At 54.4% G+C, this 22,293-nt stretch carries 20 protein-coding genes; 12 read left to right on the top strand and 8 right to left on the bottom strand.

Features of this window, described 5'->3' with window-relative positions; genetic code table 11:
* Positions 1 to 399: 399 nt before the first annotated feature.
* On the bottom strand, positions 400 to 1,683 hold the full coding sequence (locus ACR0DX_RS16770) for an adenylate/guanylate cyclase domain-containing protein (RefSeq protein ID WP_480846798.1): 1,284 nt from the start codon (positions 1,681 to 1,683) through the stop codon (positions 400 to 402).
* A gap of 292 nt (positions 1,684 to 1,975) precedes the next feature.
* Between ACR0DX_RS16770 and ACR0DX_RS16765 the strand changes: the two genes are divergently transcribed.
* The 6 genes from ACR0DX_RS16765 (at position 1,976) to ACR0DX_RS16740 (ending at position 7,046) form a co-directional block, all read left to right on the top strand.
* Positions 1,976 to 2,800 carry an ABC transporter substrate-binding protein gene (locus ACR0DX_RS16765; RefSeq protein WP_480846796.1) on the top strand — a complete coding sequence of 275 codons (825 nt, stop codon included), beginning with the start codon at positions 1,976 to 1,978 and terminating at the stop codon, positions 2,798 to 2,800.
* Positions 2,801 to 3,661, top strand: coding sequence for an amino acid ABC transporter permease (locus ACR0DX_RS16760; protein WP_170355771.1), 861 nt, complete (start codon positions 2,801 to 2,803; stop codon positions 3,659 to 3,661).
* Complete coding sequence (locus ACR0DX_RS16755) at positions 3,658 to 4,389, top strand: amino acid ABC transporter ATP-binding protein (protein ID WP_170355770.1); 732 nt, start codon at positions 3,658 to 3,660, stop codon at positions 4,387 to 4,389. Before ACR0DX_RS16760 ends, ACR0DX_RS16755 begins: the two co-directional genes overlap by 4 nt.
* 964 nt (positions 4,390 to 5,353) lie before the next feature.
* Complete coding sequence (locus tag ACR0DX_RS16750; RefSeq protein WP_170668168.1) at positions 5,354 to 5,521, top strand: hypothetical protein; 168 nt, start codon at positions 5,354 to 5,356, stop codon at positions 5,519 to 5,521.
* Positions 5,514 to 5,705 carry a hypothetical protein gene (locus ACR0DX_RS16745; protein ID WP_480846793.1) on the top strand — a complete coding sequence of 64 codons (192 nt, stop codon included), beginning with the start codon at positions 5,514 to 5,516 and terminating at the stop codon, positions 5,703 to 5,705. The genes ACR0DX_RS16750 and ACR0DX_RS16745 overlap by 8 nt, the downstream gene beginning before the upstream one ends.
* A gap of 36 nt (positions 5,706 to 5,741) precedes the next feature.
* Positions 5,742 to 7,046 carry a DUF6538 domain-containing protein gene (locus ACR0DX_RS16740; protein WP_170356182.1) on the top strand — a complete coding sequence of 435 codons (1,305 nt, stop codon included), beginning with the start codon at positions 5,742 to 5,744 and terminating at the stop codon, positions 7,044 to 7,046.
* Here ACR0DX_RS16740 and ACR0DX_RS16735 read toward each other — a convergent pair.
* From ACR0DX_RS16735 to ACR0DX_RS16725, 3 genes are all read right to left on the bottom strand, one after another.
* Positions 7,025 to 7,369: a hypothetical protein gene (locus ACR0DX_RS16735; protein ID WP_170356181.1), complete on the bottom strand. Its 345-nt coding sequence runs from the start codon at positions 7,367 to 7,369 to the stop codon at positions 7,025 to 7,027. The genes ACR0DX_RS16740 and ACR0DX_RS16735 overlap by 22 nt on opposite strands.
* Positions 7,332 to 8,723, bottom strand: a complete 1,392-nt coding sequence (locus ACR0DX_RS16730) for an alpha/beta fold hydrolase (RefSeq protein WP_170356180.1) — start codon at positions 8,721 to 8,723, stop codon at positions 7,332 to 7,334. The genes ACR0DX_RS16735 and ACR0DX_RS16730 overlap by 38 nt, the downstream gene beginning before the upstream one ends.
* Before the next feature lie 331 nt (positions 8,724 to 9,054).
* The gene (locus ACR0DX_RS16725; protein ID WP_170356179.1) at positions 9,055 to 9,540 is read right to left on the bottom strand and encodes a GNAT family N-acetyltransferase; all 486 of its coding nucleotides are present in this window, start codon (positions 9,538 to 9,540) and stop codon (positions 9,055 to 9,057) included.
* 789 nt (positions 9,541 to 10,329) lie between these two features.
* Between ACR0DX_RS16725 and ACR0DX_RS16720 the strand changes: the two genes are divergently transcribed.
* The 3 genes from ACR0DX_RS16720 to ACR0DX_RS16710 all read left to right on the top strand — a co-directional run bounded on the left by ACR0DX_RS16720 (position 10,330) and on the right by ACR0DX_RS16710 (position 14,230).
* Positions 10,330 to 12,252, top strand: a complete 1,923-nt coding sequence (locus ACR0DX_RS16720; RefSeq protein ID WP_170356178.1) for a DUF3604 domain-containing protein — start codon at positions 10,330 to 10,332, stop codon at positions 12,250 to 12,252.
* Positions 12,253 to 12,410: 158 nt separating this feature from the next.
* On the top strand, positions 12,411 to 13,232 hold the full coding sequence (locus ACR0DX_RS16715) for a peptidyl-prolyl cis-trans isomerase (protein ID WP_170724705.1): 822 nt from the start codon (positions 12,411 to 12,413) through the stop codon (positions 13,230 to 13,232).
* 140 nt (positions 13,233 to 13,372) lie between these two features.
* Entirely contained in the window at positions 13,373 to 14,230 is an 858-nt protein-coding gene (locus ACR0DX_RS16710) for a HupE/UreJ family protein (RefSeq protein ID WP_480846789.1), read from the top strand.
* On the opposite strand, the gene ACR0DX_RS16705 is transcribed toward ACR0DX_RS16710, so the two are convergent.
* The 4 genes from ACR0DX_RS16705 to ACR0DX_RS16690 all read right to left on the bottom strand — a co-directional run bounded on the left by ACR0DX_RS16705 (position 14,217) and on the right by ACR0DX_RS16690 (position 17,888).
* Complete coding sequence (locus tag ACR0DX_RS16705) at positions 14,217 to 15,251, bottom strand: DUF2955 domain-containing protein (RefSeq protein WP_170724706.1); 1,035 nt, start codon at positions 15,249 to 15,251, stop codon at positions 14,217 to 14,219. The two genes, ACR0DX_RS16710 and ACR0DX_RS16705, sit on opposite strands and share 14 nt — an antisense overlap.
* Complete coding sequence (locus ACR0DX_RS16700; RefSeq protein WP_170356175.1) at positions 15,241 to 16,305, bottom strand: HlyD family secretion protein; 1,065 nt, start codon at positions 16,303 to 16,305, stop codon at positions 15,241 to 15,243. The genes ACR0DX_RS16705 and ACR0DX_RS16700 overlap by 11 nt, the downstream gene beginning before the upstream one ends.
* The gene (locus ACR0DX_RS16695; protein ID WP_170356174.1) at positions 16,302 to 17,381 is read right to left on the bottom strand and encodes an AI-2E family transporter; all 1,080 of its coding nucleotides are present in this window, start codon (positions 17,379 to 17,381) and stop codon (positions 16,302 to 16,304) included. The genes ACR0DX_RS16700 and ACR0DX_RS16695 overlap by 4 nt, the downstream gene beginning before the upstream one ends.
* Positions 17,382 to 17,561: 180 nt before the next feature.
* Positions 17,562 to 17,888, bottom strand: coding sequence for a potassium channel family protein (locus ACR0DX_RS16690; protein ID WP_170356173.1), 327 nt, complete (start codon positions 17,886 to 17,888; stop codon positions 17,562 to 17,564).
* 271 nt (positions 17,889 to 18,159) lie between these two features.
* Between ACR0DX_RS16690 and ACR0DX_RS16685 the strand changes: the two genes are divergently transcribed.
* The 3 genes from ACR0DX_RS16685 (at position 18,160) to ACR0DX_RS16675 (ending at position 22,292) form a co-directional block, all read left to right on the top strand.
* Positions 18,160 to 19,041: a LysR substrate-binding domain-containing protein gene (locus tag ACR0DX_RS16685; protein WP_170356172.1), complete on the top strand. Its 882-nt coding sequence runs from the start codon at positions 18,160 to 18,162 to the stop codon at positions 19,039 to 19,041.
* 112 nt (positions 19,042 to 19,153) lie between these two features.
* Positions 19,154 to 21,208 (top strand): ABC transporter substrate-binding protein, encoded by a 2,055-nt coding sequence (locus ACR0DX_RS16680; RefSeq protein ID WP_170356171.1) that lies wholly within the window; start codon positions 19,154 to 19,156, stop codon positions 21,206 to 21,208.
* 91 nt (positions 21,209 to 21,299) lie between these two features.
* Complete coding sequence (locus ACR0DX_RS16675; RefSeq protein WP_348539074.1) at positions 21,300 to 22,292, top strand: ABC transporter permease; 993 nt, start codon at positions 21,300 to 21,302, stop codon at positions 22,290 to 22,292.
* The last annotated feature ends 1 nt before the right edge of the window (position 22,293 follow it).

Here is a 22,293-nt window from a genome sequence, read left to right as displayed (position 1 = left end):
CTGGGGCATAAACGGGGGCATTTCTCGGGTATAACTGAACCAAGTGCCTAGTCTCGTTCCATGTTCTGATGAACTGGCTGGGGTGGTAGGAATCCTTGCCCACCGATGATTGTTATCGGCTTTTTCAACCGGTGACCTGAAGTGGGGCGGTTGCGGGGGCATTTGGAGGGTAAGCACGGGGCATTTTAACCGCTAGAGAGGTCGTTAGCGGGTGCCAACTAGACCGCTGACCCGTCCACCGGCGCTGAGACAACCGCTGACGATCGGTTCCGGGGCGCTGAAGACTGGTCGCTGGTGCTGGCGGATTGGTGGGGCTCCTGACGTTCGAGGCTAGTGCTGCGAAGGACTGGTCTGAGCCCGAAGCAGCCTTCAGAGCAACCGTCGCCAATGCGTGTTATTCTACTCTGCATTGTCCTTGGTCATTCGAAAAACCTCAACCGGTTCGCGGATGCCCTTGAGCGTGACCTCTCCTGCTGAGACCGACGGGAATTCGTTTTCCACAGCGATCGCTGCGCGGGTGCTGAGTAGTATCTCGCCGTCCTCAGCCATATCGCAGAGACGAGCCGCTAAATTGATCGCAGTGCCCGAGGCGGTGTAGTCTGATCGATCTTCATACCCGACCATGCCTACGGTCGCATATCCGAGTGACACGCCCACGCCAAACCCAAGTCTATGACCAAGCCGCTTCCATTTCTTGGACAACGCAACCATTTTCGCGCGCATCGCAACCGCGAGCCGAACCGCGTCTCTGGCAGGGTCTTCGCAGGGCAACGGATCGTTGAACAGCACCATGATTCCATCGCCCATACGATGGTCTACGCCCGCTCCATGCGCGTTGATCAGCTTCCCCATTTCCTCGTGATAGGTCTGCAACACCTCGATGGTTTCTTCGGGTTCCGCAGTTTCGCAAAATGCCGTGAACCCACGAATGTCACAAAAAATAACACCCAAAAGGGAGCGATGGCTTTTCAACAAGGCCTCAGAGCCTGAGGAGATCACCGTGTCGGCGACAGCGTTGGGAAGAAAGCGTTTAAGGCGGCTCATTCGCTCAATCTCGCCTACCTGTTCCTCGACGCGGTCTCCAAGTTCTGCATTCAGCTTTTCCAAGGCTCTAAACTGTCGCGCGTTTTCGATGGCGATGACGGCTTCAGTGGCAAAGTTCTCGACCAAAAGCAGGTCGTCAGGTGCGAATTTGCCGACCTCTCGTCGCAGCAGAACCAGATTGCCAAGAGATTTCCCCTGCGAAACAAGCGGGACGAACACACGCGACAGGATACCATCGACGTCCACCAATTTTATCGCATCCGCATGCCTGGATTTGTAGAACTCCGTCTCGCGTATATCAGGTTCTTCGACGATCCGACGCGTTTTGACGCTTTTGTAAGGTGCAAATTCTCGGCCGACTTGAAAGACGTTGCCGACCTTCATCATAGTAGTCGCTTCCCCCGTGGCAGCAGCTATTTTCCATTCGGTATGGTCCTCATTGATCAAAACCACAAAGGTCATCGGAGCACTACACAACCGCGCTGCGTTTTTTACGATTGTCTGAAAAACTGGCGTCTCATCGTCGCGGCTTTGGCTTATGACACTCAGGATTTCCCGCGTCGCGGCCTCACGGTCACGCGCTCGAACAAGTTCGGCTCGAAGGGTTTGTTTATAGGCGTTGTCCTGTGAGTCCGGCACAATTTGCCCTCGGTTCCTGATCACATTTCAACATGGATATCACACAGGGCTTGCGAGACCAGAGAATTGCAGAGCGGACGCCAGGCGGAGGCAGCTTTGTCCGCATAGTGGTCGTTCGAGGGACCTACGACGAATTTCTGCTTCGAGCCCAAAGCAGTCGGGAGATCTCTGTTACTTTGGCGTCGATGAGCGGTCATGGCTTTTTGGATGGCTATCCAACTTATCCTCACACTAGACAAATCTCTTCACCCGTAGGAACCTGTCGCCAATCAGAAAACAGGGAGACGCTTTGATGAAACTGCTTTCCAGCACAGCTCTGGCCTTGATTGTCTCTGCGACGATAGCACACGCCGCGGGCCATGGGGCCTGCGCGGCGGACAAGACCCTTGTAGAAGGAACTCTGACCATCGCCACAGGCAACCCAGCCTACTATCCGTGGGTAATGGACGACGCGCCCGAAAACGGCGAGGGGTTCGAAGCTGCGGTAGCCTATGCCATCGCTGATAAAATGGGATTCAGTTCGGACAATGTCACTTGGGTACGCACGAGCTTTGATGAAGCGATACAACCTGGTGCAAAGAACTTTGACTTTAACATCCAGCAGTACTCTATTACCCCCGAACGGGAGGAAATGGTTGATTTCAGTCTGCCATACTACAGCTCTGCCATGGCGGTGTTGACAACCCAAAATGTGGTCGATGCTGGGGCCGAGGCGACGCTGGATAGTCTCAAGGGATTGAATTGGGGGGCCGTGGCCACCACCACTGCGCTTCCAATTCTCAACGATGTGATTCAGCCAGCGAGTGACCCGTTACTTTATAACGACAATGCCGACGTGAATGCTGCAATCATGGCCGGTCAGATCGACGCTGCTCTTTATGATTTACCTACTGCACTCTATCTGTCGGCAGTGGTTGTAGAAGGCGGTGTGCTGCTGGGCCAATTCCCGCCGGAGCAATCAGATAGCCCCGACCAATTCGGCCTTCTGATGGAAGAGGGCAACCCGCTTAAGGAGTGTGTCGACGCTGCTATCTCGGAACTGACCGAAAGCGGTGAACTTGCCGCGATCGAGACCCAGTGGCTGGCAGAGGCCACAGGTGTTCCGGTCATTAAATAAATGGACGAAACATCGGTGCAGAACAGACCGGCCAGGCGGTCTGCCGCAGCGCCAACGCGCCGCGAGGTCTATGAAGCCGGAGTGCGTCGACGCTCGAACCGCATCGCGCTGATCTCTACCATTAGCGTGGTGCTGGCTATTGTCGTTCTAGTTCCGCTCTCACCCGGTTGGGATGCTGTGCAGCGTGCCTTTTTCAATGGCCGTGTCTTTGTAGCGACGTTTCCTGGGCTGCTTGATGCATTTCTGTTGAACGTGATGATTTTTGCGTGGTCGGCCCCGCTCATCGCAATCACCGGCCTCGCTATCGCACTCTGCAGGGACACCCGTGCACCCGCGCTTTTTCCACTTCGCCTGTTTGGGATTGCCTACACAGACATCTTTCGTGGCCTGCCGGTGGTTCTTGTCATCTACATCATCGGGTTCGGCGTGCCCGGGCTGGGCCTGCCAAGGCCTTGGAACAGCCCCTATATCTGGGGGACCTTGGCGCTGGTATTGGTCTACTCAGCCTATGTCGCTGAGGTTATTCGCTCTGGCATCGATTCGATCCACCAGTCGCAGCGTTCCGCCGCCGTCTCATTGGGTCTGAGCGATCAAGACACAATGCGATTTGTTGTGTTGCCGCAAGCCATTCGAAACGTGGTGCCCGCCAATATGAACTTGTTCATCGCCTTGCAGAAGGATGTGGCACTTTTGTCTTTCATCGGTCCGGTAGAGATTTTCCGTCAGGCTGGAGTCTACAAGTCACTTTACGCGAACTTTACGCCTTATGTAGGTGCGGCACTCATCTTCCTGGCGCTGACCGTTCCCGCGACGCGATATGCGGATTACTTGATGAACAAGCAGAACCGGGCACGCAGATGAAGCCGAAGTTGTCGTTACGGGGTATCCGCAAGCGTTTCGATGATCACGAAGTTTGCAAGGGCATTGATCTCGATGTGGCCGAGGGCGAGATGGTGTGTCTGATCGGCGCTTCGGGCTCGGGCAAGTCCACCCTTTTGCGCTGCATGAATCTGTTGGAACCTATCGATGATGGGACGATCTGGCTGGATGGGAGGGACATATCCGAGCCGGGCTTAGACCCACAGCCAGTGCGCCAAGAGATCGGCATTGTCTTCCAAAGCTACAACCTCTTTCCCCACATGACTGCGGCAGAGAACGTCATGCTCGCCCCGCGCCGCGTGCGAGGCCTGAGCCGAGAGGATTTGCGCCCCAGGGTAGCACAGCTTTTCTCACGCTTTGGGCTTAGCGACCGGATGGAGCATTATCCCGACCAACTGTCAGGTGGGCAACAGCAACGCGTGGCGATCATCCGAGCGCTGGCAATGGACCCTCAGATCATGCTCTTTGACGAGATCACAAGCGCACTTGATCCTGAACTGGTGGGCGAGGTTCTCGACGTATTACGTGATCTGCGGCAGCAGGGTATGACGATGGTGCTTGCCACGCATGAGATGGGCTTTGCCCGGGAACTGGCAGATAAGGTGTGTTTTCTTGATGCTGGCCGAATCTTGGAGCAGGGGCCACCCGAGGAGCTCTTCGCCTCACCGCAAGAAGCGCGCACCAAGGCATTCCTTGCGCGCGTACTCTGACGTTTCTTTTAGTTCCTGAATATATGGCAAAACTATCGGCAGGAACTGTCTTCCTTGCTGTGGCAGTTTCAGCCACCAACGGTGCGGCAGCCACAGCGGTGGAGTGTAGCAACGCCGGAGGGTTGGTCAACAAATCCACCAATATATGTCTATGAGAGCGGTAGAAATTCTGAAGGCGATTGCACCAAGAGAAACAAATGCGAGGCGGACCGAGTTGTTCTGGTAGCCTGCACCAAATAAGTTTGAGGTGTTGCTCCAGCGAATCCAAGAAATCTTGAAAAAATTCATTCGTGCATTGTAGGCAGCACAGATGTTCGCCTTGAGCAAGTGTTGCAACTTCAAAAAATTGGCTTCGGGCAAATACTGATGGCAGCTAAGTCCGCAGAGCTGTCATTCAGCCCGCCTTCAACCAACGTCCGCTTTGAAGAAAGTAAGAAAACAAAGCGAGAGGCGGGTGCCCGGCAACCCGCTACGCTAGGCCCTCTCGACTCCACCGAGCCTTTATCTGGCAGGGGTTATGCTTGTTCTCGGCGTCCTGATGAGCCCGTGCATGACAGCTTGGGCATAGTGCAATCGCGATGAAAGTTTTCTTGCCCGTTGAGATGTCGGAGCAAAGTTCCTCACCGCAGATCTCGAGCAACTCCCCGCGCCACATTAACTCTTTGGTGGTGATGCCACATTGCTGGCACTGCGCCTCTTCAAGAGCACACCTGACTTCCTCAACCGAGACTATCCGTTGATAGTTGCATTCAGTATCGGCCATTTTCATACCCCGCGAAATCGTTGACAACTCAACCCTGTGCAATGGACCTGCTCTGGCCTCACCCAGTATTCGCCTTGGGAGACTCAGGCTAACGCAGGTGTCGGGCGCATACAAGCCAGCGGGCATTACTCACTCCTGCCCCCCAGAAAACCGAGGAACCTCCTGCATCTAAATAAAGAAGCAACTGCAGGAGTTTGATCCATGAAGTACCTGTCTGCCCTCGGCGTTCTCGTCGGGGGTTTTCTTTTGCACCCACCGCCCAAGGCTGTCCTGACGACGATGCTCTGGGTGGTTGCGCGGTCCCATCCCGCTGTTTCGGCGCTGGTTCTGCTGGTGGTTCTCTGGACGTGGAGGTCCGACGATGACTGAACTGGAACTGAACCCCGGTGACGTCGTGGTCGTCCGCGCCTTCGATGACGTCCCTGAGCATCACTTCCGCGTGGAAGAGGTTTTCGAAGACTGCGTGACCGGCTTTGCTGTGACTGGCCCTCTGGCTGGAACCTACGGCGAACCAGCACGTGAGATGATCCTGCGGATCGTCCCTAACGACTAACACCCCAAAAAATCAAAACAGAAAAGGAGGAGGCCCATGTCTGCTCACATTCGCTATGCCTATCTGAAGGGCCATACGTGGCTCTATAGACGTAACTATCCCGTTGAAGTGGCTCTCGCGCTGGGCGCTCAGGCCCTGAAGCAGAGCCTCAAGACCAGCGACCGTAACACCGCCCGCGTCCGAGCCGCTGAAGTCAATGCGCGGTTCGAGACACTGGTGGAACAGGTTCGGTCGCAGGCAGAGGAGACCCTGTCTGCACCGGAGAGCACCACTAACGTTCCTGATTGGGTTGACCAACCAGAGTCGTCTCTCGTCCGTCTCCGGGCCACTCTGGAGGACTCTGGATGCAATCTGGAGCGGTCTAAGTTCATCAGGCCAACTGCACCGGTAAGGGTGCCGGTCCGTGATCTGAGCCGTGCTTACCTGAACAAGCGCAGTAACGAGCTACGACCCAGCGGGTTCAAATCGGTCCGATACTCTGTCGGGTTGTTCACTAGTCGATACGGTGACCAGTCGGTGTGCAGTCTGACACGGGCCGACGGGCGGGAGTTTCTGAGTTCTATAGCCCAACTGACTCCAATGATCGGCAAGTCGGAACGGACCCGTGGGCTAACCCTGGACCAGTTGGTCGCGTACTCGTCTCGTGGGTCGGTGACAATAACTGCGAGAACCCAGCGGCGGATCTGGTCTCAGGTCAATCACTTCCTCGACTGGGTGGTCTATGAGGGACATCTGGAGGTTAACCCGTTCCGCACTGTTCTCTTCGATCGCAAGGTGCGTCCTCAACCCTATGCAGTTCCAACGGACGATGAAGTCGTGCGATTGCTAGGGGCCAAAGACCGGGAGTTACATCCGGTTCTGCTAACCTGTCTGTTGACGGGAATGCGAGCGGGGGAAGCGGTCGGGCTACTCCGGGACGACCTCGTGACCAAAGGCAACCTCGGTTGCTTTGTCCATGTTCAACCCAATGAGTTGAGACTGCTGAAGACCGATGCTGCGGAGCGACTGGTTCCGGTTCACCCGATGCTAGATGAGACATTCCGTCAGTTACCCTGCCATGGTCCTCTGTTTCCTGATCTAACGGTGGCACATGTCACCAAGGGGTTTGCAAGGCTACGAAGGCGGCTGGACTTGGAGCGACCGGGACTGGTGTTTCACTCGACCCGCAAGTGGTTCATCACCCAGTGCGAGCGAACAGGGGTTCCTGAGCACTTCACTGCTTCTCTGGTCGGTCACCAATCGGCGCGGTCGGAGAACGGGATCACCTACGGGATTTACTCGGCTGGCATCAGTGACGAGCAGCGTCGGTCGATCGTCGATCAGATCAAACTCCCGGTATGACTTTCCCAGACATTGATGCGTTCGAGGAGCGAGCTGCTATCGCTGAGTTCGATGGCGGTTGCACCCGTAGAGCGGCGGAAGATCTGGCTGCTCAGGCTCAAGGGTTCCGGGATGCTGAAGCCTACTGGCGGTGGCTGGCTGACTATGTCGTTAACCGAATACCACCCTGAATACCAACCCTCGGCGGCCCTTAGCGGGTTGCCGGGGGCCTTCGCTTTGCTTTCTTTTTGCGGAAGCGGACTTTGGTTGAGGGCTGGCTGAATGACCGCGATGCGGACAAAGCGGTCAATCCTGTTGTTCCGCAAGGAATGGGCCAATTTCATGAAAGAATTCATCAAATCCTGCATGACCGCGGATCATGCAATGGTTAGCACCGGGAAGTTCAACGAACTCTGCGGTGGCTATTTCACGCGCTGTTTCACGACCTTCACTGATGGGAGCCGCCATGTCCCCCTGCACGTGTAGCACAAGTGTAGGCACATTTAACTTTCGGGCGTCTGCTCGCGCATCAACTTTTGAGTTCATGGCCATAATCCTTAAAGCAGTTTCCGGGCTCGCAGAAATTCGCTGCATTTCATCAAAGCTGGCACTCTCCGCTGGAGTTGCGTCTGGCATATAGCTGGACGTAAAGAACTGTCGATAAATAGGATTAGGCGACCCCCAGCCCGCTGAAACCATTGCACGGGACGCCTCATAAAACTGTTCAGCCTCAGGATTTCCTCGCATCATTCTTCCACGGACATATCCGCCTAGAAGGATCAGGAATTTGACCTTCTCTGGGTATCTCGCGGCAAATCGAACGCAGAACGCTGAGCCCTGGCTTATTCCAAACAGACCAAAACGATCCAAGCCAGATGCATCAGCGACGGCAACCATATCATCTATCATTCTGTCCTCGGAGATGTCGTCGACGTCCCAGTCAGAAAGTCCGTTGCCGCGTTGATCGAACCGAACCAGCCGGCAGAGTTTGGAAAACTCAGATAAGAAATCCCCCCATACAGGACTGGTCCACTCATATTCGATGTGGTTCAGCCAGTTGGGAGCCTTAAGAACAGGTGTTCCGGTTCCCGTTGAAGCCCAAGCCAAATTAATCCCATCAGCGGATTTGCAGAATTTCACGCGCTGCTGATAGGAGATTTCCGGCGCTTTTCGTTCCTGCACCACACTAGGCGTCCATTGCCACACACGTATTGGTCGTGTGATGTTTTTCACGCGCTGCCCGCCCATGTCTCGAAATGGTTCATCGATCTTGTCCAGAACAGATTGATGCACAATGTCCGAAACACAGATGCCACCCGGTTCCGCCAGGCCCTCTAGTCGCGCGGCAACATTCACACCGTCGCCAAAGATATCGTCGTCGTCAAAGATTACATCGCCAAGGTTGATACCCACTCTGAATCGGATCCGCCGATCTTCGACCAAGTCCAACTCTTTCCGCCCCATCTCTTTCTGGATTTCCAACGCGCAGCGTACAGCGTTCTGAACAGAAGGAAATGTTGCCAATAGGCCATCTCCAGTCGTCTTTACAATTTTCCCTCGGTTTCGAGCGATTTCCGGGTCAATCAAGTCTTTTCGGTACGTCTTTTGACGCGACAAAACACCCAACTCATCCGCTTCCATCAATCGAGAATAGCCAACCATATCAGACGCAAGAATGGCTGAAAGTCGTTGTTCCATCGTAGTCTCCCAAAGAGCTTTCCCGGCAGCAAGGCACTTAATTGTGCACCCCAGACGTCATATTCGTTAAGCCGTGTACTTCATCCCCATTGAGTTATTGCTCTCTCACCAGAATGAAGATGTAGTGATCTTTCGAGAGTAGTTCCCGAGTTTATAGTATTCCATCAAGCGTTCCTCCCCAGATGCAGAGGCAAACTACCAGAACCTTTCAAATTTGGATACCGACGCCACTAAGAGGCCCATACCTAGACATAAAGGCGCCTGTTGGTTGCGCAGCGACGCGTTCAATTCGGTTGAACAACCGATTGAAGTAGAAACGACTAGTATTGGTTCAAAGTCTCATGCTCATTTCGTGCCATGTCATTCCGCCGTGGTCGGAGGTCGACGGTTTCAGATAGCTATAGCCGAGCTTTTCGTAGAGCGGCACGTGATGTTCTTTGCACATCAGATAGATCATTTCTTTATCCATCCGTTGCATGCGTTTTACAAACTCGTCCATCAGCGACCTTGAATAGCCTTTTCTTTGTCTCTTGGGATCAACGACAACGGACATGATGACCACATTCGGGGCGTCAGGGTCGTGGCCAATAAGCTCTTTGAAGTCCTCGTCAGACATCTCGACCTCATGAGCGCATCCGCAATTGATGAAGCCAACAACTTCACCGTCCACTTCAAGGATCAAAAAACCCTCGGGATGGGTCTCGATCCGTTTACAGATTTTAGCATGGGTTGCTGCTTCGTCTCCCTCATAAGCCGAGGTTTCAATTTCGAAGCAGCGATCCGCATCGGAAAGTTGGGCATTTCTAAACTTTTTCATGCGATTTTCCCCCATGTCGCGGGGAAGACTAACCCAAAAGATCCAAGGCTGTCTCGTATCAGAATAACGAGCATCTTGCCGCAAGAATTGGTGTCCGCTTTGGCCTCAGACCAGTCCCTCGCTGCATCACGCCTTGAACGTCCACCCCACCAACCCGCCAGCACCAGCAACCAGCCTTCAGCACCCGGAATCGATCGTCAGCGGTCGTCTCAGCGCCGGTGGACGGGTCAGCGGTCTTGTTAGCACACGTTGACGGCCTCTCTAGCAGCCAAAATGCCCCGTGCTTACCCTCGAAATGCCCCTGCAACCGCCCCAGTTTCTCGAGCTTCGCTGAAAAGCCTATAACGATCATCGGGCGGCAAGGATTCCTACCACCCCAGCCAATTCATCAGAACATGGAACGACGACAGGCACTGGGGAGCTGAATCCTTCCAGAAGCGCCACCTTTTGTTGTCGGCAAAGCCCGATAAATCCTCCGGCTCAATCCTTGCCAACAAGGGCAAGGCAGCACCAAGCCAAGAGACCTGTTAGTGATCGGAAATTTGTTACCCTTCGGGCGCATCCATAGTTTCGCCGTAGGTTCAAGCGATACTGTCAGGCTAAAAAGCGTCCCGACGAACTGAAACTGGTTTTTATCCTAAGTGGCAATTCGCGTTTTTCGTCGCTGCATCAGGACGCAATTGAGAAAATTTTTGACAGAGTGTATCTGCAAAATGATATAGTAAAACGTGAATATTTATTAACACAACACTTCTTGCGTGTTCGATAATCTTGAATTGGGAGGTTCATATGCTTGGGCGCTATGCTTGTTTGCTGACTTTGTTAGGTGTTCCGCTGAGTGCATGGGCCGACGCCATACCCACGAAAGAGGCCGCCGAAGGGACCTTTGCGGAACGACCGTTTTCCCCATATGCCAACCGCTCGTTCCCTGAACGGCCACTTTGGGGGGATACGCATTTGCACACCGGCCTGTCGCTAGATGCAGGTGCCTTTGGAAATACACTGCTGCCTGATGAAGCTTGGCGGTTTGCAAAGGGTGAACAAGTCATTTCTTCGACAGGTCAGCCGGTAAGGTTGGCACGGCCACTAGATTGGATGGTTCTGACTGATCATACCGATCTGATGGGATTTGCGCCCGACCTGCAGGCCGGAAAGCCCGGCGTGATTTCCGATCCGAAAGGACTGGAATGGTACGAAGGATACAAAGCCGGAGGAGAAGAAGCCGGAAAAACCGCCTTCGACATCATCACCAATTTCTCGCAGATGACCCTGCCCGAAATCCTCCTAGAGTCGTACAGCCCCGGCGCTGACGCATTTGCATTTACCTGGGAGAACATCGTTCTGGCGGCAGAAAGACATAATGATCCCGGCACCTTTACAGCCTTTATTGGGTTTGAATGGACCTCGGTACCCAAGGGGTTCAATCTACATCGGAATGTCATGCTGCGCGACGGGCCAATTCGGGCGCTTCAAATGGTGCCACCAGTGACGCAGCCGCCTTATGGGAATACCGACCCAAAAGCGCTCTATTCGTGGTTAGAGGAGTATCAGGCGAAAACTGGCGGCCGCGCTGTCGCCTTTGCCCACAACGGAAATTTGTCCAATGGCTGGATGTTCCCAACCGAAGACACCTATCACGGCGGCAAGGTTGATGAGGAATACGTGAAGGCTCGCGCAAAATGGGAGCCCCACTATGAAGTCACCCAGATCAAAGGCGACGGTGAAGCGCACCCGTTCCTAAGCCCGGATGATGAGTTCGCCGATTATGAGAACTGGGACGTCGGAAATCTGGATATCACCGAACTAAAAACAGACGATATGCTGGCCGGTGAATACGCCAGAGAGGCGCTGAAGCGCGGCTTGTTGCTGGAAGAGAAGTTCGGCGTGAACCCCTATAAGTTCGGAATGGGTGGAGCCACCGACAGCCATACTTCACTAGCGACCGCCGAAGAGGACAATTTTTTCGGTAAATCCGTCAGTGTCGAACCGTCAGCGGAACGGATCAAGCATCCCTTTATAGCCAATGATTTGGGCGAAATTCCCGGTGATCTTCTTGTGGCCTCGGGATATACAGCCGTCTGGGCCACTGAAAACACGCGCGCAGCGATCTTCGATGCATTCAAGCGGCGCGAGACCTATGCCACCACCGGCCCTCGGATCGGCCTGCGGTTCTTTGGCGGATGGGCGTTCGACGATTCCGATATCGAAACCCGCTTCCTTGCTGATGTCGGCTATACCAAGGGTGTTCCGATGGGGTCGGACCTTAGACCGCGCGAAGGCGACACGGCGCCCTCTTTCCTGATTGCAGCACTGCGCGATCCAATCGGCGCCAATCTGGACCGGGCCCAGGTAATCAAGGGTTGGCTGGATTCCGAAGGAGAGCTGCACGAGAAAGTCTATGATGTCGTATGGTCGGATGACCGGACCGCAGATGACAGCGGCAAGATACCTGCCGTTGGAAACACGGTGGATATCGACACGGCAAGCTGGACTAACACGATCGGATCAGCTGAACTGGTAACTGTCTGGACTGATCCGGACTTCGACCCGGATGTTCGGTCATTCTACTATGTTCGCGCCATCGAAATTCCGACGCCACGCTGGGTGTTGTATGATAAAGTTCGCTTTGGAACTGATCTGCCAGAAAACGCCCAGTTGACCCATCAGGAGCGGGCGTATTCTTCACCAATCTGGTACACACCTAGCGAATGACCAAGTTTGGCTAAGTTTCTTGTATCAAGGGCAGAAATTTCTGCACCACAAGCATTTTTGACGCTTGGAATGGGCAGCGGCGCGGTTGCCAAGCCCATTTGTAAGGGTCGCCTAACCGGTGCCGGACAACAGTTTAAGTAAGGTTGCCTATGCGGGTAATGAGAGAGCCTCTATTCCATTTCATTCTGATTGGAATAGCTATCTTTGGCTGGTTTTATTGGGTGTCTCCGGAAGAGGAAACAGCCGAGGACGTCGAAACGATCACGATTGGCGCGGAAGACGTCGCCCTACTGGCCACACGATTTGAACAAAGGCGAAAACGGGCACCCGACGACGCCGAACTACAGGTGTTGATAGGCGCTTTGGTCCGGGAAGAGGTGCTTGTGCGCGAAGCAAGAAAGCTTGGATTGGATCGTGGCGATCAGGTGATCCGGGCGCGGCTTGTGCAAAAGATGGACTTCCTGACCGGGGCCATAGCGTCGTCTGTGACGCCAGAAGACGCCGTACTGCTATCCTATCTCGCGGATAATTCGACCCGCTTCGAAACCCCTTCCATGATCGCGTTCGATCAGGTTTTTTTGGGTGAATCCCCTGAACAGAGCCAGATCGCCCAGACCCTGTCTGCGTTGAATGCCAAAGAGGATTGGTCAAGCCTTGGCATCTCTTCTCTTTTGCTCAGTACGATGCCGTTGTCAGCAATGAATGTGGTAGACGCCACCTTTGGCCGCGGGTTTTCTGCCGTTATCCAAGATTTGGAGCCAATGGTTTGGTCCGGTCCGGTACAATCGGGGTATGGGCTGCATTTTGTCCGGGTTACCGCGTCTGAGGCCGGCCAGGTACCGCCTCTCGAAGCAATACGCGATGCTGTGTTGCGGGAGTGGCGCCGCGAAACTGGTGAAAAACTGACACAAGCCCAATACGAGAGCTTTGCCGCTGGATACCAAGTGGAAATGCCACCTGACCACGAGGCTGGTCAGTGAAGCTGTGCCTGTACATCTTGTTCGCACTCTGGCTTTGCTGTGTACCGCAGCGCGGAAACGCACACGCGCTTGACCCGGGGTTTCTGGACCTTCGCCAATTAGGTCCGGAAACATGGCAAATCCTCTGGCGCGTTCCGGATGTGAATGGTCAGCCCATGGAAATTGATGCTGTTTTACCCGGACAATGCTCTCCGGCGAGCAGTACCGGTCTGACCGCAGACAATGTAGCTTGGGTGTCCACTTGGGTTACCGAATGCGATGTACCGTTGGCGGGTCAGGTCGTTTCTATCGAGGGGTTAGGCCGACAGCGAAATGATGTTCTGTTACGCATACAACCTTTGAACGGTGCACCCAAAACCATGCGGTTCACGCCCGACACAACGGCACTGACGATCCCGGAAAGCCCCTCCACCTGGTCGACTATGAGCGCCTATTTCTGGTTAGGTTTTCAACACATCCTGGAAGGCGTCGACCACCTTTTGTTTGTCTTTGCCTTGTTCATACTCGTGCGCGACCCGTGGCGATTGGTGGGGGCAATAACGGCTTTCACCGTAGCTCATTCTCTGACGCTGGCGATGGCAACCCTGGGGGTTCTGCGGGTCCCTTCTGGGCCTGTCGAAGCGATAATCGCGCTATCCATCGTTTTTTTGGCCCTTGAAATACTCAAACGCAAAGAAGGGAAGATCAGATTGGCGGAACAATACCCATGGATCGTCAGCTTCTGCTTTGGCCTGTTACACGGTCTGGGCTTTGCTGGCGCTCTGTCCGAAATTGGGTTGCCCGCTCAGGATATTCCGGCGGCGCTGCTTGCGTTTAATCTTGGTGTCGAAGGAGGCCAGCTGGCGTTTATTGCGGCACTATCCTTAGCGGTGTTTATCTGGCGAATGTTGGCTCCGGCGGCAAGTTCGCGCCTCCACATGATAGCGACGCCAACCACCGGCTACGTGATCGGCGCGGTGTCAGTCTATTGGCTTGTCGAACGCATCAGTGGCTTTTGACACCTGGAATTTGCGGGGCATTTTGACGTTTCTTTTCGGGCCAGAACTCATCCACCACGATATATGCAGCGATCACAAAGAATGCCGCGCTGGCTACTTGCAAAACACGGACAATGCTTTTGACATCTGCCTCGTCCGAAAAAGGTGCGATTGATCCGCCATAGACAATCAGGGTCGTTGTAATAGCAGATCCGGCAGCTGCGGCCAAAGGCGTTTGGGTTTTGCCAAGCGCCCCAAGGGTCAGGCAAAAGAAAAAGCACAGCAATATGGGTGTCAAAATGACCGGTGCGATGACATTCGCTTCATAACAAACGATCGACACCGCCGCGCCCAGCAGGTTGGCCGTCAACATCGCCTTGGCTACGGCTTTGCCCGCAGCAGGCATTGCAGCAAGTTGTTGGCTGAGAAGTGCGACAAAGAACAGGACAAGCAGCGCTGAAGCACCCCACACAAAGAAAACCAAGGCGAATGGAACGGTGACAAGTGACATGCGGACAATCCGCCGATGGGGATCGAAATCCTGAGCCACTGCTGCTTTTTGCTGGGCAGCTGTCGGTGGTTCAGCAGGTATGAGCACAAACATCATAGTTGCTGCAAACCCGGCGAACAGCAGGTTCAGAGGAATCCAAAACACCAAGACCAATGCCAGATCCTGTGACTGAAGCACAAGGTTTGGGATCATCAATGCTCCCATTAGGGCAATAACACCGGGCAAAACCCCAGCACCGGAAACGGACCAAGTGAACGACAGAATGATTCCAATGGCCACGAGGATCAGAAACACAACAGGATAAGGGGCAAAAACTGACGACAGCAGAAACGATAGGAACATCAGCCCAATCGAGAACACGAACAGCTTGCCAAAGGCTGCCAAGGGCAACGCAGCAGGGGCTTGCAAAAACAGAGCTGTGAACACCGCCCCCACCACAGCAAGCGGCCACCCCAGAAGTAAACCCATCGAAAAAACACCGGTTACGCCCAGCGCAAGGCGAAGAACGGCTTGGCGGTCGTCAGTACGCATAGGACAGAATGGAAACCACGCGGATGTAGGTTCGACCCACGAGGTTCAGGAACCCATTGTCGCTGAGATACATAATCACGTCGGCCTGCCCGTTGAGCTGAAAGCGCAGATCGTCTTCGGCGCTTCCGGCCTCATAACCCGGCAACACGATCCGAACGGGGAATCTTTCTGGTTCACGCAGAAACCCTTTGGTACTAGGCGGGCTTGCCAATTGGCCAGGCTCATCGCCGCCGCTCAAAGATACAGCCGCGCTAAAGCTCTCAATGACACCTGGAATGATTTGACCGGGGTGCATATCCAATACGACATCAACAGGTGAACCCAACTCTGCCCGACCTAAGTTGTTTTCAGTAAAATACGCCTCGATCCAAACGTCGGTTGCATCTAGGAACGTCAAAAGATCCTGACCGGACCGTGCATATGTACCAGGGGCGATCAATAGATTGGATATTACACCCGTCGCCGGGGCACGCAGTTCAGTCCATTCGATGTTTAGCTCTGCATCTGCCAAGGCTGCCAATGCGCGCTGAATTTTTGGGTTTTCTATTCCGTCTTCGCCCAACCTCTGCTTTGCTTTTTCCAAATCCGCTCTGGCATTCTCATAATTGGCCTCTGACTCTGTCAGTTGACCTCGGGCATCATCGGCTTTTGAAACGGCGATCAAGCCTTTTTTTTCCAACGCAAACACACGCTCTGTTTGAAGACGCATCGTATCAAGATCGCTCTGGGCCCGCGCCAATTTAGCTTGCGCGGCCCTCACCTCTGCCGAGGAGGCGCCCACCTCCTGCGTAGCCGCTTCTAGATCAGCTTCCGCCTTGTCGCGTTGGATTTCATAGGGCCTGGGGTCAATCCGAACCAGAACATCACCTGCCGAGACGACCTGTCCATTCTCAACAAGAACTTCGGTCACTGTACCGGTGACCTGTGGAACGATCTGGGTCGCAATGGCCTTTACTCTGGCATTACCGGTAAACGGCGTTTTTCGGTCAGCGACAAGGTACCAGACAAGGAAAACAAGAATGACGGCCAAGGTGGTCCAAATCGTCTTTCTCATTCCGCCGCTCCTTCAGCCGCGCTTTCGGCTTTTTCGGGCGCATCGATCCAGACCTTGAACAGTTCATAGAAAACGGCGAACAGAACAGGGCCCATAAAAATACCGATCAAGCCATACGCCATCATGCCACCGAGAACACCAATAAGGATAACCAGCATGGGAGTTTCGAGGCCCTTTGAGATGAATACAGGTCTCAAGAAGCTGTCCATTATCGCCACGGGAACGGCCAGTACGGTGAAGATCAACGCTGTGCCACCGGACATGGTGCTCCAGGCGTAGATGACTACTGGAAGCAGAACCAAGCCGGGGCCGATCTGGATAATCGAGAGGATCAGGCAAATGAACGCCAGCGTTGCGGCCGAGCCAATCCCGAACAGCGCCAACAATACCCAAACAACGACCGCCTGAATCGCAGCAACGCCAATCACACCCTTTGTCACATTGCGGATTGTCGCGCCGGCCAGTGTCACGAACTCGCCACCGCGAGGCGCAAAGATACGGTTGGCAAAACGCTGAAGGCCTTGTACCAGGCTTGGACCGGGGCTGAACAAGGCCCCCATGATCAAAACGGACAGGGCCAGCGCCAAGAGCCCAAGCCCGATGCTTAACACCCTTCCGAACAGTGATTTGGTAATCTCAAGAATCTGCGCGCCGTATTTTGCAAGTGCGCCATCGAGGTTTCGTTCAAACAAGCCCCAGACTTCAGCAATCTTGTTTCCAACCAGCGGAAGCTCTCGTAGGCCATCGGGTGCCGGTGGGACTTTAAGCTCGCCTTTGTCTGCTTGTTCCGCAAATTCAGACCCAAGTTCCGCCGCTCCGGATACAGCAGTAGCGACCGGCCCCAAAGTCAGAACGAGACCCAACAATACCAGTATAGTCGTGGCAAGTTTCTTCCGCCCGCCCAACTTGGACTGCAACCAATCGAAAACTGGGTACAGCGCTACGCATAGAATCGTAGCCCAGATGACCACGCTCGCCAATGGGGCCACCATCGCCAAAGCGCTATAAAGGAATAGCCCTAGAAATAGTAACCTAATTGCGAGATCGACGATCCTCGCATCCTGAGTCTTTTCCATACCATCCCTCCAACATTTGTTTTTTGATCATTATACTCAAAAAACTTAATATATAAATTTTAAAAATTTCGAGTAGCTCTGCAGAAATTTGAAATCTCTCGTAAATTCAGAATTCAGAGGGGCTAGCCGGTCATATTATGGCCTGCGCAGCAAATCACATCGGCTCAACGAGACAAAAACCTAGTTGTCCTCGTTCTTGTCATCCTGGGAAAGAATTGTATCCGCGACAGTGGTCGCTGCGGTTACGAAAATACCGAGCCCCACAATGATGTAGAACATAGTAAAGATTTTCCCTGCCGCGGTTTCAGGAGAAAAGTCGCCGTACCCCACAGTCGAAATTGTCACCACAGAAAAATAGATAGAATCTAACCAGCTCCAACTTTCGACATAGCGGTAAAACACCGACGCCCATAGGATCATACCGGCTGTAAAGGCAAGAAGGCCCTTCACCCTGCCATCTTTAAAGGCAACGCGGACACCTCGCGTTATTCTGGTTAGTGAATTCATATTACTACAGTATCAAGTGTTTCATGAATACATAGTGTTTATTGAATTTTTTTGTGCGTCTACAAAAATCTGTAGCACTCGCGCCTTGCAAATCGAGTGAGAGTTGTAAGCAGCTTTTGTCCGAGTTGCTTTTGGAATACTCAATTCCACTATGCTACTCACATGCCAGAGTCGGCGATTGGATCTCAGCTGTTTCCGCTGACCCACGAATGGTCAGAATTGGTGATCCAACTTTGGGTCGCCTGTCAGATGTATAGGACGACACTGTCGAATGAAGTCAAAGATCAGCCTAAAACAGTTACAAGCACTGGAATCCGTCGTGCGGCTGGGCAGCTTTACCCTGGCGGCAAAAGAGCTTGGGGTGTCCCAGCCTACGGTTTCAAACCTCGTCAATTCGTTGGAACAACACTATCAGTGCCGACTGCTAGACAGGTCAGGGTCGGTTATCAGTTCAACACCTTTGTTGAACAGCATACGAGGTGACATCAAAGCGCTGATCGCCTTGCGAAATGACATTGACGATCGATTGACGGAGGCTCGGAATTTGCACTCTGGAACCTTCCAGATAGGCTACTCCACGTACCAGATAGCGATGCCCTTTATATCCGAGTTCGTCCGTGCCTTCCCAGCGGTCGACGTGACAGCCCGCGCTTTGGCCTCGCATGACCTGCTTCCCCTACTCTACACCGGCGAATTCGACGTGGGTTTAATCACTGCCAAGGAATTGCCACCAGATCTGTCGGGCAAAGAGATATCTGAAACCAGAATCGGGCTGGTTGTTCCCAAAGATCATGCGCTGGCAGACAACGGACCCGTTTCTTGGGCCGAGGTCGCCCCATTGAAGCTGATTCAACGTGAACCCAGTTCTTCGACACGGCAAATTTTTGATGCCGCCGCCCAGGTTGCACGGGTTAAACTGACCACGATTTTGGGCCTGGGATCATGGGGATCCATCCGAACACTCGTAACCACAGGCGTAGGCGTAGGCGTCGCTTTTGCGCAGGAATGCCAAAATGAACCTGGGGTCGCTTTCGTTCCGGTTGCAGACAAGAACCTGACGGCGCGCCACTTTCTGGCCTGCCTGCCAGCTATGCGCCATACATCTGCGGTATCAAACTTTTTTCGGATTGCCGAAGGAAAGCGTCATTTATAACGATCTCATGTCAACTGATCCGACATAGCTTTTCACTATACCCACCAAACCATCATAAATTTGTTAACTTTCATCTCTAGCGCTCTGGCGTCACACAAACGCAGGGATGGCTATGAAGCTTCGCACCTCTCTCCTTTCATTCACCGCATTGGCCACATTGGGAACCCCGGTTCTGGCCAACTGCCCCGTTGCAACCGTAGCCGACCCGATGGGTCTGGAACCCGTATTCCCGCAGCAGCTGGAACTGGTCGAGCTGCAGGCCGCCGCCTCATGCGAGCTGGGTTTTGCACAAAACCCGGCGATCGCCGATTTGAACGCCCGGATTTTGGGAAACGCTGATCTTGGGCCAGTGGCAGACCGTCTGCCAGTCGAGCCTTTGGTCGTTATGCCCTGCGACTCAATCGGTCAGTATGGTGGAGCCATCACCGGCCTGTCCAAAGCGACCGAGTCCGGCACTTCGGACCTGCTGTCGGTGCGCCATGTGAATTTTGTGCGCTACGCCGATGATCTGCAGACCGTGGTTCCCAATATCGCAAAAGCGTGGTCGTGGAATGACGATTATACCCAGCTGACCATCACGTTGCGCGCCGGGCACAAATGGTCTGACGGCGCGCCGTTTACTGCCAAGGACGTCGAGTTCTGGATGAATGATATCATCTATAATCCCGACGTGTACGATAAGACACCGGATCGGTGGTTGTTCGCAGGTGAACAGGCTCAGGTCGAGGCCGTTGGCGACACCACCGTTAAATTCACCTTCCCGGTGCCGACCCCTGGCATTCTGAACCGCTTTGCCGTGGACTACGGCCAGCCGTTCCAACCCAAGCATTTCCTGGGCCAGTTCATGCCCAAGCATAACGAAAACGCCGAAGCACTGGCGCAGGAATACGGTTTTGAAAATGCTGCTGCTGCCGTTGACTTCTATTACGGCGGTTCCGACTGGAAAGACGTGCCCAGCCCTCTGCTGAAAGATGCTGACAAGGCTGCCAAGATCGGTCGTGCCGTGGTGCCGACGCTGGAAAGCTATATTGTTGTCGAAGAGACCGCCGAGGGCCGTAAACTGGTGGCCAACCCCTATTTCCACCAGGTCGATACCGCAGGCAACCAGCTGCCCTATATCAACGAAATCGTTGAGACATATGTGGGCGACAAAGAAGTCCAGAACCTCAAGATCATGAATGGGGATGTGGTCTGGAAACAGCAGGCGGTCTTCTTGGAAGATTTCCCGCTGCTGAAGGAAAACGAAGCCAATGGTGGGTACACCATCAACTTTGCCCCGACCTTTGGCGAGAACGTGTTCTACTCGTTCAACCGCACCCATCAGGACCCGGTCCTGCGCGACATCTTCTCGGACGTTCGTTTCAACCGCGCCATGTCGCTGGCGATGAACCGCGATGAGATCAACGAGATCGTCTATCTGGGTCAGGGCACCCCGATGCAGGGCGTGCCTGCCGAGCCCAAAACCGTGTCCTTCGTCTCGGACGATGTGCTGAACCGCGACATCGGATATGACCCCGAGGCTGCCAAAGCGCTGCTGGCCGAAATGGGCCTGACCGATGCAGATGGCGACGGCACCGTGGAACGCCCTGACGGCAAGCCGCTGGTCGTGCGTCTGGTGTATTCCTCGCAGGGTGCGCCGGTAAAGATGCAGGAACTGGTGCGCGACTACTGGTCGGCCGTGGGCGTGCGGGTTGACCTGAAAGAGGTCACCTCGGACGAATACCGCGCCTCGGGCAACAACAACGACCTGGACCTGACAGTTTGGAAATATGACGGCAATGCCGGCCCGACCATCAGCCAGGACGTCACGGTTTTTGTCCCGCCGTTCGGTGACTTCTTCAACCCTGGCACGGGTTTCGGCTGGGCCGCCTGGAAAACCAGCAATGGCAGCGAAGGTATCGAGCCGCCGGCGGATATCCAGAAACTATGGGATCTGAGCGAAAAGTTCATTCAGGTCGAAATGGGCACCGACGAAAGCAACCAGTTGGGCGAAGAGATCGTCAAGATCCACACCGACAACATGTTGAAAATCGGCACTGTCGGCGACATCGTCGCCCCGTTCCTGTATCGCAACGACCTGCAGAACGTGAAGCCGATCAAGTCGAAAACCTACGACTTCTACTGGACCTATCCTTACCGCCCCTCGCAGTGGTGGCTGGAGCAGTAACACAGACCACAGTCTGAAAACCGGACCGGAGCGCGGGATGACTGCGCTCCGGTTTTGGCCCCTCTTGTGGGGCCGGATAGGGGATTTTTAAGTGCTGAGATTCACTCTGGAACGTCTCGTCGGGATGGTCATCACGATGCTGCTGGTATCGGTGATGGTCTTTCTGATCATGGAACTGCCGCCTGGCGACTATGCTGACCGTTATGCGTTCCGCAAATATTCGGGCACCGGCGTCAACGTCACCGAGGCAGATATCGAGGCGATCCGCCGCGATCTGGGTTTGGATAAGCCCATGCTGCTGCGATACTTCGACTGGATCGGAGGAATCGTTCTGCGCGGCGATTTCGGGCAGGCTTTTGCGTTTGAAACTTCGGTGACCAAAGTGATTGGGGACAAGGTCTGGCTGACAGCCGGTATCCTGTTCTCAACCCTGCTGCTGACCTACATCGTGTCGATCCCCATCGGCATCTTTGCTGCGGTGCGACGTGGGTCAGCGGTCGATTATGGTTTGACAGTGTTCTCCTACCTGGGCCTGGCGCTGCCAAACTTCCTGCTTGCCCTGGTGATGCTGTATTTCGCAAACCGCTGGTTCGGCGCCGATATCGGAGGGTTGTTTTCCGACCAGTATCGCGATGCGCCCTGGTCGGTTGGCAAAGTCTGGGATTTGATCAAGCATTTGTGGCTGCCCGCGGTCGTACTGGCCTGGTCGGCGGTGGCGATCCAGATACAGACCGTGCGGGCCACCATGTCGGACGAACTGAACAAGCTGTCCGTCACAGCCGCCCGCGCGCGCGGCGTGCCCGAGTTACGGCTGCTGATCAAATACCCGGCGCGGCTGGCGATCAACCCCGTGGTCTCGACCATCGGGTTCGACGTGAACCGCATCTTTTCCGAATTACCCATCGTTGCCGTGGTGCTGGGCCTGACCGAGCTGGGCGAGCTGTTGCTGCGCGCTTATCTGGATCTGGACATGAACGTGGCGGGGGCCATCCTGCTGATGCTGACCTTCACCATCGTGTTCATGAATTTCGTGTCCGATCTGTTGCTGGCGTGGCTTGACCCGCGCATCAAACTGGGGGCCTGAT

This window comes from Ruegeria sp. D3, assembly GCF_056534465.1.
The sequence above is the reverse complement of the archived record's forward strand: the minus strand, read 5'-3'. Positions and strand labels throughout refer to the sequence as shown.

Bases quoted from the DNA above. Each gene is read 5' to 3' on its own strand.
- ACR0DX_RS16705 (WP_170724706.1), bottom strand. From the start codon at position 15,251: ATGCGTACTGACGACCGCCAAGCCGTTCTTCGCCTTGCGCTGGGCGTA.
- ACR0DX_RS16715 (WP_170724705.1), top strand. From the start codon at position 12,411: ATGAGAGAGCCTCTATTCCATTTCATTCTGATTGGAATAGCTATCTTT.
- ACR0DX_RS16680 (WP_170356171.1), top strand. From the start codon at position 19,154: ATGAAGCTTCGCACCTCTCTCCTTTCATTCACCGCATTGGCCACATTG.
- ACR0DX_RS16695 (WP_170356174.1), bottom strand. From the start codon at position 17,381: ATGGAAAAGACTCAGGATGCGAGGATCGTCGATCTCGCAATTAGGTTA.
- ACR0DX_RS16740 (WP_170356182.1), top strand. From the start codon at position 5,742: ATGTCTGCTCACATTCGCTATGCCTATCTGAAGGGCCATACGTGGCTC.
- ACR0DX_RS16690 (WP_170356173.1), bottom strand. From the start codon at position 17,888: ATGAATTCACTAACCAGAATAACGCGAGGTGTCCGCGTTGCCTTTAAA.
- ACR0DX_RS16700 (WP_170356175.1), bottom strand. From the start codon at position 16,305: ATGAGAAAGACGATTTGGACCACCTTGGCCGTCATTCTTGTTTTCCTT.
- ACR0DX_RS16730 (WP_170356180.1), bottom strand. From the start codon at position 8,723: ATGGAACAACGACTTTCAGCCATTCTTGCGTCTGATATGGTTGGCTAT.
- ACR0DX_RS16720 (WP_170356178.1), top strand. From the start codon at position 10,330: ATGCTTGGGCGCTATGCTTGTTTGCTGACTTTGTTAGGTGTTCCGCTG.
- ACR0DX_RS16735 (WP_170356181.1), bottom strand. From the start codon at position 7,369: ATGAAATTGGCCCATTCCTTGCGGAACAACAGGATTGACCGCTTTGTC.
- ACR0DX_RS16760 (WP_170355771.1), top strand. From the start codon at position 2,801: ATGGACGAAACATCGGTGCAGAACAGACCGGCCAGGCGGTCTGCCGCA.
- ACR0DX_RS16750 (WP_170668168.1), top strand. From the start codon at position 5,354: ATGAAGTACCTGTCTGCCCTCGGCGTTCTCGTCGGGGGTTTTCTTTTG.
- ACR0DX_RS16685 (WP_170356172.1), top strand. From the start codon at position 18,160: ATGAAGTCAAAGATCAGCCTAAAACAGTTACAAGCACTGGAATCCGTC.
- ACR0DX_RS16765 (WP_480846796.1), top strand. From the start codon at position 1,976: ATGAAACTGCTTTCCAGCACAGCTCTGGCCTTGATTGTCTCTGCGACG.
- ACR0DX_RS16755 (WP_170355770.1), top strand. From the start codon at position 3,658: ATGAAGCCGAAGTTGTCGTTACGGGGTATCCGCAAGCGTTTCGATGAT.
- ACR0DX_RS16725 (WP_170356179.1), bottom strand. From the start codon at position 9,540: ATGAAAAAGTTTAGAAATGCCCAACTTTCCGATGCGGATCGCTGCTTC.
- ACR0DX_RS16745 (WP_480846793.1), top strand. From the start codon at position 5,514: ATGACTGAACTGGAACTGAACCCCGGTGACGTCGTGGTCGTCCGCGCC.